Source organism: Streptomyces boluensis (genome assembly GCF_009908195.1).
GTDB lineage: Bacteria > Actinomycetota > Actinomycetes > Streptomycetales > Streptomycetaceae > Streptomyces > Streptomyces boluensis.
Genome location: NZ_JAAAHS010000059.1, coordinates 1 through 13,930 on the forward strand (window position 1 = coordinate 1; position 13,930 = coordinate 13,930).

The 13,930-nt window shown below is 70.7% G+C and carries 12 protein-coding genes; 7 read left to right on the forward strand and 5 right to left on the reverse strand.

Features of this window, described 5'->3' with window-relative positions:
• Both GUY60_RS38895 and GUY60_RS10830 read left to right on the forward strand, forming a co-directional pair.
• Positions 1 to 114, forward strand: a 114-nt coding sequence (locus GUY60_RS38895) for an NfeD family protein (protein WP_187369980.1), incomplete at its 5' end; no start/stop codon positions are given.
• A 4-nt stretch (positions 115 to 118) separates the two neighbouring features.
• A complete protein-coding gene (locus GUY60_RS10830; protein ID WP_161696350.1) occupies positions 119 to 1,153 on the forward strand; it encodes an SPFH domain-containing protein in 1,035 nt (344 codons plus the stop codon).
• A gap of 30 nt (positions 1,154 to 1,183) precedes the next feature.
• On the opposite strand, the gene GUY60_RS10835 is transcribed toward GUY60_RS10830, so the two are convergent.
• From GUY60_RS10835 to zapE, 3 genes are all read right to left on the reverse strand, one after another.
• On the reverse strand, positions 1,184 to 2,017 hold the full coding sequence (locus GUY60_RS10835) for a polyphosphate kinase 2 family protein (RefSeq protein WP_188132394.1): 834 nt from the start codon (positions 2,015 to 2,017) through the stop codon (positions 1,184 to 1,186).
• A gap of 213 nt (positions 2,018 to 2,230) precedes the next feature.
• Complete coding sequence (locus tag GUY60_RS10840) at positions 2,231 to 3,619, reverse strand: alkaline phosphatase PhoX (protein WP_161696355.1); 1,389 nt, start codon at positions 3,617 to 3,619, stop codon at positions 2,231 to 2,233.
• 197 nt (positions 3,620 to 3,816) lie between these two features.
• Positions 3,817 to 4,971 (reverse strand): cell division protein ZapE, encoded by a 1,155-nt coding sequence (zapE, locus tag GUY60_RS10845; protein WP_161696357.1) that lies wholly within the window; start codon positions 4,969 to 4,971, stop codon positions 3,817 to 3,819.
• On the opposite strand from zapE, the gene GUY60_RS10850 reads away from it, so the two are divergent.
• The 5 genes from GUY60_RS10850 to GUY60_RS10870 all read left to right on the forward strand — a co-directional run bounded on the left by GUY60_RS10850 (position 4,970) and on the right by GUY60_RS10870 (position 11,223).
• Positions 4,970 to 5,767 (forward strand): pyrimidine reductase family protein, encoded by a 798-nt coding sequence (locus GUY60_RS10850; protein WP_161696359.1) that lies wholly within the window; start codon positions 4,970 to 4,972, stop codon positions 5,765 to 5,767. The genes zapE and GUY60_RS10850 overlap by 2 nt on opposite strands.
• 172 nt (positions 5,768 to 5,939) lie before the next feature.
• A complete protein-coding gene (locus GUY60_RS10855; protein WP_161696379.1) occupies positions 5,940 to 6,389 on the forward strand; it encodes an indole-3-glycerol phosphate synthase in 450 nt (149 codons plus the stop codon).
• 252 nt (positions 6,390 to 6,641) lie between these two features.
• Positions 6,642 to 8,048, forward strand: coding sequence for a UDP-N-acetylmuramate--L-alanine ligase (gene murC / locus GUY60_RS10860; RefSeq protein WP_161696361.1), 1,407 nt, complete (start codon positions 6,642 to 6,644; stop codon positions 8,046 to 8,048).
• Positions 8,049 to 8,121: 73 nt separating this feature from the next.
• Positions 8,122 to 8,538 carry a peptide-methionine (R)-S-oxide reductase MsrB gene (gene msrB, locus GUY60_RS10865; RefSeq protein WP_161696363.1) on the forward strand — a complete coding sequence of 139 codons (417 nt, stop codon included), beginning with the start codon at positions 8,122 to 8,124 and terminating at the stop codon, positions 8,536 to 8,538.
• Between the two features lie 231 nt (positions 8,539 to 8,769).
• On the forward strand, positions 8,770 to 11,223 hold the full coding sequence (locus GUY60_RS10870; protein WP_312866251.1) for a tetratricopeptide repeat protein: 2,454 nt from the start codon (positions 8,770 to 8,772) through the stop codon (positions 11,221 to 11,223).
• Positions 11,224 to 11,239: 16 nt separating this feature from the next.
• Here the strand turns inward: GUY60_RS10870 and GUY60_RS10875 are convergent, their stop codons facing one another.
• On the reverse strand, positions 11,240 to 13,018 hold the full coding sequence (locus GUY60_RS10875) for a UDP-N-acetyl glucosamine 2-epimerase (protein WP_161696381.1): 1,779 nt from the start codon (positions 13,016 to 13,018) through the stop codon (positions 11,240 to 11,242).
• 409 nt (positions 13,019 to 13,427) lie between these two features.
• Positions 13,428 to 13,904, reverse strand: coding sequence for a winged helix-turn-helix transcriptional regulator (locus tag GUY60_RS10880; protein ID WP_161696365.1), 477 nt, complete (start codon positions 13,902 to 13,904; stop codon positions 13,428 to 13,430).
• Positions 13,905 to 13,930 lie beyond the last annotated feature (26 nt).

The window sequence follows — 13,930 nt, forward strand, 5'->3', positions numbered from 1 at the left end:
GGCGAGGAGTGGACGGCCCGCGCGTATGACGAGACGCTGGTGATTCCTCGGGGAAAGACCGTCGACATCATGGAGATCAGCGGCGCGACCGCATTCGTCTACCCCCGGGACTGACACCATGGAAACGTCTGCGTTTCTCATCGTCGGACTGATCGTCGCGCTTTTCGCGATCTTCACCGTGATGCGGGCGGTGCGTATCGTTCCGCAGGCCCGCGCGCGGAATGTCGAACGGCTCGGCCGTTACCATCGCACGCTGAATCCCGGTCTCAATCTCGTGATCCCGTACATCGACCGCGTACACCCGGTGATCGATCTGCGGGAACAGGTCGTCTCTTTCAAGCCGCAGCCGGTCATCACCGAGGACAACCTGGTCGTGGAGATCGACACCGTCCTCTATTTCCAGGTCACCGACCCGCGTGCGGCGTTCTACGAGATCGCGAGTTTCCTGCAGGCCGTCGAGCAGCTGACCGTCACCACCCTGCGCAACGTCGTCGGCTCCATGGACCTGGAGAAGACCCTCACCTCGCGCGACACCATCAACAGCCAGCTACGCGGCGTCCTCGACGAGGCCACCGGCAAGTGGGGGCTGCGCGTCAACCGGGTGGAGATCAAGGCCATCGACCCGCCGCAGACCATCAAGGACGCGATGCAGAAGCAGATGCGGGCCGAGCGCGACAAGCGGGCCGCGATCCTCGGTGCCGAAGGACAGCGGCAGTCGCAGATCCTCACCGCCGAGGGCGACAAGCAGGCCGCCGTGCTGCGCGCGGAGGGCAACCGTACGGCGGCGATCCTCCAGGCCGAGGGCCAGTCGCGGGCCATCGACGAGGTGTTCCAGGCCGTGCACCGCAACGACCCCGACCCGAAGCTGCTCGCCTACCAGTACCTCCAGACCCTGCCCCTGCTGGCGCAGGGCCAGGGCAACAACTTCTGGGTCATCCCCAGCGAGATCACCTCCGCGCTCCAGGGCGTCTCCAAGGCCTTCAACGTGGACCTGCCGCAGTCCCCGGCCACCCGCGAGAAGCCGGCCGACAACATGTCCGCCCAGGCCGCCGACGACACCGCGAAGGCCGCGAAGGCGGCAGCCGAAGCGGTCGCCGACGCGGCCAAGGCCGACGGCGCTACGGGGGCGCTGCCGCCGGACCTGGGCCACTGAACCCCGAGGCCGCCGCGCGTCAGCCCTGCCTCAGCCCTGCCGCAACAGCCGCTCCCGGCAGGCCGCCACGTCGAAGTCCGCCTTCGGGTACGCGGGATCCAGGGCCTCCAGGTGTTCGAGGAGGAGCTTGCTGATCGCCCAGTTCCGGTACCACTTGCGGTCGGCGGGGATCACGTACCAAGGCGCCACCGGGGTCGAGCAGCGCTCCAGGGCGATCTCGTACGCCTCCTGGTAGGCGGGCCACAGGGCGCGCTCGTCGATGTCCGTCGGGTTGAACTTCCAGTGCTTGTCCGGGCGGTCAAGGCGCTCCAGGAGACGGTCGCGCTGGGCGTCGGGGCTGATGTGCAGGAAACACTTGACGACGGTCACGCCGTCGTCGTTCAGGGTCCTCTCGAAACGGTTGATCTGGCCGTAGCGGCGGCCGAGTTGGCTGCGCGGGACCAGTTCGCGGACGCGTGCGATGAGCACGTCCTCGTAGTGCGAGCGGTCGAAGATGCCGATCTCGCCCGGCTCCGGGAGCGCCTTGATCACACGCCAGAGGAACGGGTGGTTCAGCTCCTCGGCGGTGGGGGTCTTGAAGGCCTTGATACGGCAGCCGGAGGGGTTGAAGAGGCCGATGACGTGCTTGACCGTGCCGCCCTTGCCGCTGGTGTCCATGCCCTGGAGGACGAGCAGGAGCCGCCGCCGGTCGCCGCCGGTGCTGGCCGCGTACAGGCGCTCCTGGAGCTCCGCGAGACGTTCCCCGAGCAGGGCCGTCGCGCTCAGCCCCGCGGCCTTGCCGGAGGGGCCGCCCGGGGTCGCGCGGGTGTCGAGTCCGCCCAGGTCGACCCGCTCGCCCTCGGGGACCCGCAGCAGTTCGCTCAGTACGGGGGAGGCGCCGGGGCGAGTGGACTTCTTGCCGCTCTTGCCGCCCGGCTTCCGCTCGCTGTTCTTCGTCGCGTCCTTCTTCGCCACCGCGCACCCCTTCCGGCCAGTGCCCCCGATCCTGCGCCGGAACGGGGGCCGCCGCGACCGGTGCCGGGAGGCGGTGACGGGGGCCGCGTCCGCCCCTGGGCAGGGCGGACGCGGCCGGTGCCGTCAGTCGTGCCAGGGGCCGGTCACCGCGAAGGTGGTGCCCGGCTTGTAGCAGTTCATGTACATCGTGTCCCCGTCGGGGGAGAACGTGACGCCCGCAAACTCGCCCCACTCGGGCTCCTCGGGCGTACCGATGTTCTGCCGGCCGCGCGCCATCGCGTAGACCTCACCGCGCCGGGTCAGGCCGTACACGTGCTGGGCGCCCTCGCCGTCCTCGCAGACCATCAGGCCGCCGCCGGGTGCGAGGCAGATGTTGTCCGGCTCCTCGCCGGGCAGCTGCAGGTCGGAGTCGGGGCCGAAGACGATCACGAGCGTGAGGCGGCCCTCGGAGGGGTCGTACCGCCAGATCTGGCCGTAGTGGTCGGCGGCCGAGCCCTCCGCGCTCTTGGCGTAGCTGGAGACGAAGTAGACGCTCCGGCCGCCCCAGTAGCAGCCCTCCAGCTTCTGCGCGTGCGTGATGCCCTTCGGGCCGAAGTCCTGGTGGCGGATGGGGGTCTGGGCGGCCAGCGGGTCGGGTACGTCGACCCACTCGATGCCGTCGAAACTCGCGCCGGTCTCCTGGATCTTCGACAGGTCCGCGACCCCGGGCACCCGCATGGCCTGGAGCTTTCCGCCCGCCTGCAGGGAGCCGACGCCGCCGAGCGGCTTCTCGGGCAGGAAGCGGTAGAAGAGGCCGAAGGGCTTCTCGAAGGCGTCCTCGGTCTCGTAGACGGTGCCGTTCCTGGGGTCGATCGCGACCGCCTCGTGCTGGAAGCGGCCCATCGCGGTGAGCGGCACCGCGCCCGTGCGGCGCGGGTCGACGGCGTCGACCTCGAAGATGAAGCCGTGGTCCTTGGTGTAGCCGTTGGTACCGGCCTTGTCCTCGGTCTCCTCGCAGGTCAGCCAGGTGCCCCAAAGGCTCGGCCCGCCCGCGCAGTTGACGGCCGTACCGGCGATGGCGACGCGCTCGTCCAGGACGTTGTTCCGCCCGTCGAGCGCGAGCGCCGTACAGCCGCCCTTGCCCTGCGGGTCGTACGTCAGGCCCTCGACGGTCGGCACGGCGAGCTTCGCGGTGACCCGGTTCTCGTGGTTGCGCACCAAGTGGACGCCGCCGTTACGGCCCCGGAAGGCGGCCATGCCGTCGTGATTGCTCGGCACCTTGCCCTCGCCCGAGCGGAGCTCGTCGCCCTCGCGGGACAGCACCTTGTAGCGGAAGCCTTTCGGCAGATCGAGCAGTCCGTCCGGGTCGGGCACGAGCGGCCCGTATCCGGCCTTGCCGTGTGCGGCGGCGGTGCCCGCGAAGAGTTCCGAGATGGCGCCGGTGAAGGCGATGCCGGCACCCAACGCACCGGTCCTGGCGAGGACTTGACGTCTCGTCGCGGAGGGGCTGTCGGACGGTCGTGTTTCGGACATACGGGCAACTCCCTGCTGGCGGACAGGAATACGACCCGCTGTGTGTACCACGCAGTTGCGGCTCCGGGAACCACGCGCGTAGAAGCGGATTTGCGTGTCCGTCACAAGAGGAGGCGGATTTCCGTGCCCGCGCAGAAGGTTCCGGGGCGGCGTCCCGCCGCACCGCGGAAGGACGCCGCCCCGAACTCCCGTAGGACTCAGCCCTCCTGCGCGCCCGGGATCCGCTGGGAATCGCGGGCCAGGGCGGTGAGGCGGGAGATCGCCCGGAAGTACTTCTTGCGGTAGCCGCCCTTCAGCATCTCCTCGCTGAAAAGCTGGTCGAAGGGGAGCCCGGAGGCGAGAACCGGCACCTCGCGGTCGTAGAGCCGGTCGGCGAGAACCACGAGCCGCAGCGCCGTCGACTGGTCGGGCACCGGTCCCACGCCGGTCAGGCAGACCGCCTCCAGGCCGTCGGTGAGCGCGCCGTACCGGCTCGGGTGCACCTTCGCGAGGTGTTCGAGCAGGTGCGGGAAGTCGTCGAGGGAGGCGCCGTCCGTGGCGTACGCGACCTTGGTGACCCGCTCGTCGCTGTACGGCGGCGGGGCCTCGGGCAGGCCGCGGTGGCGGTAGTCCTCGCCGTCGATGCGCAGCGCGCGGAAGTGCGCGGACAGGCCCTGGATCTCGCGCAGGAAGTCGGCGGCCGCGAACCGGCCCTCACCGAGCTTGCCGGGCAGCGTGTTGGACGTCGCCGCGAGGGCCACGCCCGCGTCGACCAGCTTGCCGAGGAGCGTGGACACCAGGACCGTGTCGCCCGGGTCGTCGAGCTCGAACTCGTCGATGCAGAGCAGCCGGTGGCCGGAGAGGGTGCGCACGGTCTGCTGGAAGCCGAGCGCGCCGACCAGGTTGGTGAGCTCCACGAACGTGCCGAAGGCCTTCAGGGCGGGCTCGGCCGGGGTGGCGTGCCACAGGGAGGCCAGGAGGTGGGTCTTGCCGACGCCGTACCCACCGTCGAGGTAGACGCCGCGCGGGCCGGTCGGCTTGGCCTCCGCCTTGCGGGAGAACCAGCGCCTGCGGCCCGAGCCGGTGGCGTGCGCTCCGCCCAGCGTCGCCGCGAAGCCGCTCAGCACGTCGACGGCCTGCGCCTGGCTGGGCTGCCCGGAGTCGGGGACGTACGTCTCGAAGCGGGCCGACTGGAAGCGCGGCGGCGGCACCATCTCGGCGACCAGACGGTCGGCGGGCACGTGCGGCTCGCGGGCGCAGAGGGACAGCGGGGACGGGTCCGCTATCGGGCTCGTACCGGCTGCGGCGGGGGAAGCGGGGGAGGAGGACGACACAGCTCTTAACTCTAAGGGCCGTGCGAGACTGCGGAACATGCGCAGCCTGTTCCCTGTGACCGACCAGACACCAGCGAGGGACTCCGGGGCGGACCCCGGCCCGTACCCCGGAGGCGACCGGGAGTGGAGCCTGGAGGAACTGGCCGACCGGTACGCGTACGCCGGGACCGGCGGTCCCGTACTGCGGGCCAACATGGTCTCCACCCTGGACGGCGCGGCCCAGCACGACGGCCGCTCGCAGCCCATCTCGTGCGCCGCGGACATGCGGATCTTCGGCACCCTGAGGGGCCTCGCGGACGCGGTCGTGGTGGGTGCGGAAACGGTACGCCAGGAGGGCTATCGGCCCGCACGCGCGCGTGACGCCTTCGCAGGACGCCGCGCGGCGGCCGGTCAGGGTCCCGCCCCCGCCGTCGCGGTGATCAGCGCGAGCCTCGACCTGGACTTCTCGCTGCCGCTGTTCACCGAGCCGCTGGTGCCGACCCTGGTGCTGACCGGAGCGTCCGCCTCCGCCGAGCGCAGGCAGGCAGCCGAGGCAGCGGGCGCCCAGGTGCTGATCGCCGGTGACGGCCGGGGTGTGGAGCCCGCGCGGGTGGTACGCGCCCTGGCCGAGCGGGGCCTGAACCGGCTGCTCACGGAGGGCGGGCCGACCCTGCTCGGGCAGTTCGTGGCGGCCGGTGTCCTGGACGAGCTCTGTCTGACCGTGTCACCGATGCTGACCGCCGGAAGTGCGCAGCGGATCGCCGGGGGACCGGGAATGACGGTGCCTGAGCGGTTCTCGCTCGTGTCGTTGCTGGAAGAGGACGGGTTCCTGTTCAGCCGCTACCGTCGGTCCTGACATTCAGCGGAATTAGCCGTTCCGTTTCGCTTCCGCTGGGCACACTAAAACTCGCAACCGCGGTGCGCACAGGGACACAGACCCTGCCCGCGCACCCGGCAGGATGGTTTCCGCAGGGGCCCAGAGCCCCCGAAGGAGAAGGGCGCCCGCTGTGTCGTTCACGAGCGTATTGATGATCGAGAAGCCCCTGTCGTCGGTGGACGTGGAGTTCGTCACCACGCTCCATGGTGACCAGCCGGTCTCCTTCGTCGTCCTCATGCAGCCGCGCGGCGACCAGGACCGCCTCCTTCGCGCCCTCGACGACGTGGCGCTCGGCGAGCTGGACGAAGCGGTCCACGAAGGCGAAGAACCCGAGGGCCAGGACGCCACACGGCCCGCCGCCCGCGCCCTCGAGCACTCCCTGCGCGTCCTGCGCGACGCGGGCAGCGAAGCCGTCGGACAGCTCGTCGAGGACCACCCCATCGACCTGCTGAAGTCCGTCTCCGATGAGACGAACGCCGACGAGGTGATCGTGCTGACCGCCCCGCACTACGTCGAGGAGTTCTTCCACCGCGACTGGGCCTCGCGCGCCCGCCACAAGGTGGGCGTTCCGGTGCTCAAGCTTTACGCGCACAGCGAGTAGGGGCTGGTCGCTGGGGCGGGACTGTACTGGGGCCGTGCCGTGGGCTTACGTGCGGGGGCGGGGCCGTACGTGCCGGGGCCGTGCCGGGGTTCCGGGTAAGCGGAACCAAGGTTTTCCACAGGCCGGGAGCCGATACGCGGGCACCCCACGCACAGCGAATAGGCTGGGGCACGCCCCCGAGCACGGTCGGGGGCGCGGCCACCGGACCCACCCGAGCCGCCCCCGTACAGCCAGCTCGCCCAGGAGACGTACATGACCCCCGGCCTGCCCCCCGCCATGGACCGACCGCACTTCATCGGGATCGGCGGCGCCGGAATGTCGGGCATCGCGAAGATCCTGGCGCAGCGCGGCGCCCACGTCGCGGGCAGCGACGCGCGTGAGTCGGCCACCGCCGACGCGCTGCGCGAGCGCGGCGCGACCGTGCACATCGGCCACGACGCCGCGCACCTCGCCACGGACGCCTCCGCCGTGGTCGTCTCCTCCGCGATCCGCGAGGACAACCCGGAGCTCACCGCCGCCAAGGAGCGCGGCGTCCCCGTCGTGCACCGCTCCGACGCCCTCGCCTCCCTCATGACCGGACTCCGCCCCATCGCGGTGGCCGGCACGCACGGCAAGACGACGACGACCTCGATGCTCGCCGTATCGCTCTCGGCCCTGGGCCTCGACCCGTCGTACGCCATCGGCGGCGACCTGGACGCCCCCGGCTCCAACGCCCACCACGGCGAGGGCGAGATCTTCGTCGCCGAGGCGGACGAATCGGACCGCAGCTTCCACAAGTACGCCCCCGAGGTCGCCATCGTCCTCAACGTCGAGCTCGACCACCACGCCAACTACGCGTCCATGGACGAGATCTACGACTCCTTCGAGACCTTCACCGGCAAGGTCGTCCCGGGCGGCACCCTGGTGATCGCCGCCGACCAGTCCGGCGCTGTCGAGCTCACCCGCCGGATCCGCGACCTGTCGGGCCTCAAGGTGGTCACGTACGGCGAATCCGAGTCCGCCGACGTCCGCATCCACAAGGTCACCCCGCGCGGACTGAGCAGCGAGGTCACCGTCCTGCTCGACGGCAAGCTGCTCACGTTCACCGTCTCCGTGCCCGGCCGGCACTACGCCCACAACGCCGTCGCCGCGCTCGCCGCCGGTGTCGCCCTCGGTATCCCGGCGCACAACCTCGCCTCCGCGCTCGGCAAGTACACCGGAGTCAAGCGCCGCCTCCAGCTCAAGGGCGAGGCCGCGGGCGTCCAGGTCATCGACTCGTACGCGCACCACCCGACCGAGATGAACGCCGACCTGGAGGCCATCCGCGGCGCCGCCGGGGACTCCCGCATCCTGGTCGTCTTCCAGCCGCACCTGTTCTCCCGCACCCAGGAGCTGGGCGTCGAGATGGGGCAGGCGCTCGCGCTCGCCGACGGGTCGGTGGTCCTCGACATCTACCCGGCCCGCGAGGACCCGATCCCCGGCATCACCAGCGAGCTGATCATCGACGCCGCTCGCGCGGCAGGCGCCGACGTCACCCCCGAGCACGCCAAGGACGCCGTCCCGGACGTGATCGCGGGAATGGCCCGCCCCGGCGATCTCGTTCTCACCATGGGAGCGGGCGACGTCACGGACCTCGGCCCGCGGATCCTGGACCGCCTGTCCAACAACTCGGACCGGTAGATCCAGTCGAACCGGCTGAATAGATCGAACCGGTCGACCCAGCCGAACCAGTCGCACTGAGGGGACGCAAGCCATGTCGTACGACGTCGAGAAGCCCGACGAGCAGTGGCGCGAGGAGCTGAGCCCGGCGGAGTACGCGGTACTGCGCCAGGCCGGCACCGAGCCCGCCTTCACCGGCGAATACACCGACACCAAGACCACCGGCGTCTACTCCTGCCGTGCCTGCGACGCCGAACTCTTCACCTCCGGCACGAAGTTCGAGTCCCACTGCGGCTGGCCGTCCTTCTACGACCCGAAGGACTCGGACGCCGTCGAACTCATCGAGGACCGCTCCCACGGCATGCTCCGCACGGAGGTCCGCTGCGCCCGCTGCGGCTCGCACCTGGGGCACGTCTTCGCGGGCGAGGGGTATGCGACGCCGACGGATCAGCGGTACTGCATCAACTCGATCTCTCTGCGGTTGCGGGGGGCGGGGGAGGGTTCGGCGTGACTGGTGGTCCCGGCTGGCTCGTGGTCCTACCTGGCTGATGGTCCCGCTGGGCTGATGGCGCTGCCTGGTTGACGGTCCCTTGAGGGCTCGGTGGGTTCGGCTCTGCCAGGGGCGAAGTGGGGTACCCAAGGCCCCACGGCTTTCTCTACGGTTGCCTTCTGGCGGAGTTTTCGCCTGACGGAGTTCTCTTCGGGCGGAGTTCTCGCCGGGCGGACGGAGTGAGGGGGAGTCGTGGAGGCGTTGGCGGCGGCGGTGGCCACAGCCTTGGTCGCGCAGATGGTGACCGAGGGATGGGGGCAGGCGAGGACCCGGATGACGGAGTTCTTCGCCCGGCGCCGTCGAGGCAGCGGTGGTAGCGGAGGCAGTGGTGGCGAGGACGAACTCGAGGCCTCGCGCCGTGCGTTGGAAGAAGCCCAGGAGCTGGGCGACGACGACGCGGCCGACCGGGTCGTGGAGTCCCTGCGCGAGCGGCTGAGGCACGCGCTCGCCGCCGACTCGCAGGCCGAGCAGGAACTGCGGCGTCTCCTCGAGGACCTCACCCCGATCGCGCAGCACGCCACCGTCAGCGGGCCGCAGGGAACGGTCGTGCAGGCCGCTCAGATCCGGGACATCTACTTCCAGGCACCGGCCCTGCCGGAGACCGGGCAAGGAGTGAAACCCGACCAAGTCCCGCCCCAGACCGTCCGGTTCGTGAACCGCACGGCGGATCTCTCCACGCTGGGAGCCTGGTTCACCGAGGAGGGCGCGGCCGCCCCCACCCGCGTGGGCGTCGGCGTGCTCGACGGCCTGCCGGGTGTCGGCAAGTCCGCGACGGCCAGGGAGTACGCGCACAGGTTCAAGGACCGGTACCCCGATGGCCAGATCTACGTCGACTTCGCCGACCTGCGCGGCTCGGGTCGAGGCGGAGCCGACGTGTCCGAAGCGGTCGGCATGGGGCTGCGCGCGCTGGGCGTCAGCGACGCCAACATCCCCCGGACGCTCGCTGAGCGCACGAGTCTGTTCCGCAGCCGCTCCGCCGGGCTCCGGCTGCTCGTCCTCCTCGACGATGTCGACCAACCCGCGCAGGTACGCGCACTCGTACCGAAAGAGCCGGGCAGCGTCGTCCTCGCCACGAGCACCATCAAGCTCGGAGAGCTGGCCGCCTTCGACGGCGCCCGGCTCCTTTCCCTGCGGCCGCTGGACGCCGACCACGCGCTCCACCTCCTCGCGGACCGCTGCGGACCGGACGCCGTCGAGCGGGAACGCACCGCGGCGGAGCGGCTTGTGGAGCTCTGCGGCCGCCTTCCCGTCGCTCTGCACGTGGTGGCGTCCAGGGTCCAGATGACCCCTGGGCTCACCTTCGAAGCGCTGGCCGACGTCCTGGACGAGGAGTCCGGACGGCTGTCCGGCCTGTCACTGGGTGGGGAGCACTCCATGTCCGCGATCTTCACCGACGCCTACCGCCAACTCCCGGCAGACACCGCCCGGTTCTTCCGGCTCCTCGGGTGGCTGCCCGGTACGGCCTTCGACGCGGGACTCGCGGCTGCCGCGGCCGACATCGACGCGACCACCTCCCAGCAGCTCCTGGCCGCACTGCAGCGAGCAAGCCTGGTGGAGCCCACGGGGGACGGCCGCTACCGCATGCACGGCCTGGTCCGCCTGTACGCACGCGAACGCGCGGCCGAGGAGGAGCCGCAGGGCGCGCACAAGGACCTCATCGAGCGGGTCGCGACCCAATGCCTCGCGCTCGCCGCCTTCGCGGACCGAGCCCAACGGCAGGACCGGCTGCGGATCGCCGACCTCGACGCGCTCCTCGCGCGGTCCCAGAACCCGTTCGCCGCGGAGGGCGCGCCACTCCCGCTGCACTGGCTCGATGCGGAACGCGCCACGATCCTGGCCGTGCTGCGCGAGGCATCGGAGCACCAACTCCACGGGCTCGTCTGGCCCTTGGCGGAAGCCTTCACCGTACTGTTCCTGCACCACCGCCACCTCGGCGAGTGGAAGGAATCGCTAGAGCTGGGAGCCGCTGCGGCCGCCGCGGCCGTGGTGCCTGCGGCCGAGGCGAGGCTGCGCAGCCTGCTGTCGAGGCCGCTGATGGACCTCGGGGAGTACGACCGGGCACGTACCGAACTGGAGGCGGCCGCAGCCTGTGCCGACATCGCCCAGCAGCCCGAACTGACCGCGTCGGTAATGGAGTTCACCGGCCGCTACTGGGATCGCTTCGACCCGTCGCGCGCGATCGAGGCGTATGAACGCGCCATCGAGGTCAATGCCGAGGCGGAGGAGTGGCGCGGTGTGGCCATCGTCCGCTACTTCCTGGGGTGCGCGCAGAGCGCCCTGGGTGACCATGAGGCGGCGTTGAGCTCTCTGCACGACGCACGGCAGAGGCTGACGGCCCTCGACGACCGAAGGATGGCGGCCCGCGCGACCCTGGCCCTGGGCGTCACACACGACCGACTTGGCCACCCCGACGAAGCCGCCGACTTCCTGCGGTCGGCAGCGGCAGTGCTCAAGCAGAAGGAAGCCCACCACTACGAGGCCGAAGCGCTCGTCGCGCTGGCCGACGTGGAGGAGCGCGCCGGAGCCACAGCCGATGTCGTACGGGAGCACTTGACCCGAGCGTCGAAGATCTACGACGACACCGGAAGTCCTCTCGCTGAGGCGCTCCGCGTACGACTGGAGGGTGGTGGTGGCGCCGCTGGTTGAGGGCTGGGGGATCAGGTCAGGGCTGGGAGGGGTGCTCCGCGCTCGGCGCGGCGCTCAGGGAGACCTCCGTACGGCGGTCGCTTCCCACGTGCAGGGTGACCTTCGATGCCGGACCGTCCAGGCGGAGGTCCCCGGAGCGCAGGCTTGTGTACACGACGGCGGCGGCGAGGGCGGCAGATGTCGAGGGGCCCTCGGCCGGGATGACGACCTCAATCACCTGCCCCTGCCCCTGTTCTTGTTCCTGGCGCAGGCCGACCCAAGTGGTGGCGCGGTTGGCCACGTACGTCGCGGCGAGGCTGCACCCCGGGTAGCTCGTCAGGGTGTCGCGAAGCCAGTGGGCCGCCAACTCCCCGGACGGCGAGGACTCTTCACGCAGCAGCACCGAGGCGCTCTCGGCCAGTCGCCGGTCGCGCTCGTCGGCGCGGCAGGCCAGGTGCACGTACGGGGCGGCTTCCGGCGCCTCACCTGCTTCGACACCCGGAGCCACGGAACCGGCCGCCACCGCGGGGTAACGGCACACCGACACATGGGAGCGTCCGGCGTCGGACCAGGCCGTGGAGCTGACGGTCCACGAGGTGACTTCGGGGAGCGTGAGCCGAGGCTGCGCCAGGGCGCGCAGCGGGGCCGCGCTCCGCACGGGTTCGTCAAGGCGCACCAGGCGGTAGAGCGAACTCCGCAGCCGTGACCAGGACCGGCCCGTGTCACTGAACGCCCGCCGCGCCACTGCCTCTCCCGCGGGCTCGGTGGCCTGCTCCTTGTCCTCCGCCGCCTGCTCCAACTGCCGTCGGAGGCCCGCCCCGAGGTCCAGTCGCGGTGCGTGCTCACGCAGCGTCGAGGCCGCCGTGCCCGCGACCGCGTCGTCCCCGAAGGCGGCGAGCAGGACGGGCTTGCCGAGCGCCGCGCCGTAGAGCGTCACGGACCCGTGATCCCCGACGACCAGATCGGCGGCAACGAGTCCCGCTCGCCAGGTGTGCACCGGAGGCAGCAGGATCAGCCCGGAATCCAGCGCTGAGGCAAGGAGTCGGCGCACCTCCGCGGGGCCGTGCGCCGACCAGACGTTGGGGTGGACGACGGCCGCGACGCGGTACTCGTCGTACGGAAGTTCCGCGAGCAGCCGCGTCGGCAGATCGGTGTGCCGGCCGAGCAGCGACGTACGGCCCCAGGTGGAACTGACCACGACGAGACGGTGCCCCTCCGGAACTCCCAGCGCCCGTCGATAAGTCTCTTTACGGGGGCGGGAGATGAGGAGTTCGTCGAAGCAGGGGTCGCCCACGAGCAGCGTGCGTCCGGCAGCCTTGGGCCGGTGCGCGATCAGCTGGTCCGCCTGATCCGGGTGGGACACGGCCAGCCACGCGCGTCCGCTGTCGAGGAGGGCATCAGGCACCATGCCGGACAGCCTCGTGGCCGAACTCCGGGAATCCGGTACGTGTTTCTGGAACCCGACGCCGTGCGGCAGCACCAGTACGGGGCACTGACCGTCGGGCACATCGACGTTCTCGCTGGCGGAAACGATGAGGTCGGGCTCGTGCCGGGCCAGTTGCTCCCAGGGCATGACCCGGCATCCCGCGTCGTGGAGCACGTCGAGGACGCCGTTGTTGAAGGCGGACGTGGGGTCGTACGCGAAGACGAGCGTGATCCGCGGATCGTCCCTGAGGAGAGCCGGAACTGTCTCAAGAATCCGCACCGTTGAAGTGACGGTGCGCGCGGCGGCGACGATCGTCCGCTCGCCGTGGAAGGTGCTCCACCGCTGTGCGTCGACACCGACGGGAACACGAAGGGGCTGGCTACCGAGCATGGCCACCCCGAAACGCTACGCCGCCGTCACCGCTCCAGCGGCTCGCGGCTCGCGGCTCGCGGCTCGCGGCTCGCGGCTCGCGGCTCGCGGCTCGCGGATACCGTGCGTTTATCAAATGTCACGAGTGGTGACAACCCTCTGTATTCCCTCGAACTGTTGCGGCGTCAGCGTACTCGTTCACACGGAGAGTTGACGGGTGCTGGGGTGCGAGGTGCGGGTTACTTGCCGCCCGTGGCCCACCACCCGCGCGTCTCAACGAAGTTGGTGTCGCTCCCGGGCTCCAGGAAGGCCGGTTCCGGTTCCGTACCATCCGCCGGAACGGCCCGTCGCATTCGCCCCTTGAGAGCGGCCGGCGACTCCAGTACCAGGAAATCCCGCAACCACCTGGCTCCCTGCCCTGGCCAACTACTCAGGAGGGGCGGCGCGCACCCGGCCCCAGCCGGACGGTGACGTCCTCGGGGGTCAGGGGGGTGTGCTCCGTGGAGCACTGGACGGCGACGTGGACCGGGGCGCCGCATTCGGTGTGGGTCACGTCCAGGACGGGACCGGGGCTTTTCTCGGGGCCGGGGGCGTACGTCTCGCCCCACTGGCTGAGCGCCACCAGGACGGGCCACAGGTCCCAGCCTTTACGGGTCAGGTGGTACTCGTTGCGGGAGCGGCGGCCTGGCTCCCGGTAGGCGACGGCCTTCAACACGCCGGCCGCGGTCAGCTTCCGCAGGCGGTCGCTGAGGACGGCCTCCGAGAGGCCGATGTGACGGTGGAAGTCGTCGAAGCGGTGCACCCCGTTGACGGCGTCGCGCAGGATCAGCAGTGTCCATTTCTCGCCGACCACATCGAGCGCACGCTGAACGGGGCAGTTCTCCGTGCTCACCTCAAGCCACTTCATCCCGTCATCGTAGAGCCCCTGGCTTC

Bases quoted from the DNA above. Each gene is read 5' to 3' on its own strand.
- GUY60_RS10830 (WP_161696350.1), top strand. From the start codon at position 119: ATGGAAACGTCTGCGTTTCTCATCGTCGGACTGATCGTCGCGCTTTTC.
- GUY60_RS10840 (WP_161696355.1), bottom strand. From the start codon at position 3,619: ATGTCCGAAACACGACCGTCCGACAGCCCCTCCGCGACGAGACGTCAA.
- GUY60_RS10850 (WP_161696359.1), top strand. From the start codon at position 4,970: ATGCGCAGCCTGTTCCCTGTGACCGACCAGACACCAGCGAGGGACTCC.
- zapE (WP_161696357.1), bottom strand. From the start codon at position 4,971: ATGTTCCGCAGTCTCGCACGGCCCTTAGAGTTAAGAGCTGTGTCGTCC.
- GUY60_RS10855 (WP_161696379.1), top strand. From the start codon at position 5,940: ATGATCGAGAAGCCCCTGTCGTCGGTGGACGTGGAGTTCGTCACCACG.
- murC (WP_161696361.1), top strand. From the start codon at position 6,642: ATGACCCCCGGCCTGCCCCCCGCCATGGACCGACCGCACTTCATCGGG.
- msrB (WP_161696363.1), top strand. From the start codon at position 8,122: ATGTCGTACGACGTCGAGAAGCCCGACGAGCAGTGGCGCGAGGAGCTG.
- GUY60_RS10875 (WP_161696381.1), bottom strand. From the start codon at position 13,018: ATGCTCGGTAGCCAGCCCCTTCGTGTTCCCGTCGGTGTCGACGCACAG.
- GUY60_RS10880 (WP_161696365.1), bottom strand. From the start codon at position 13,904: ATGAAGTGGCTTGAGGTGAGCACGGAGAACTGCCCCGTTCAGCGTGCG.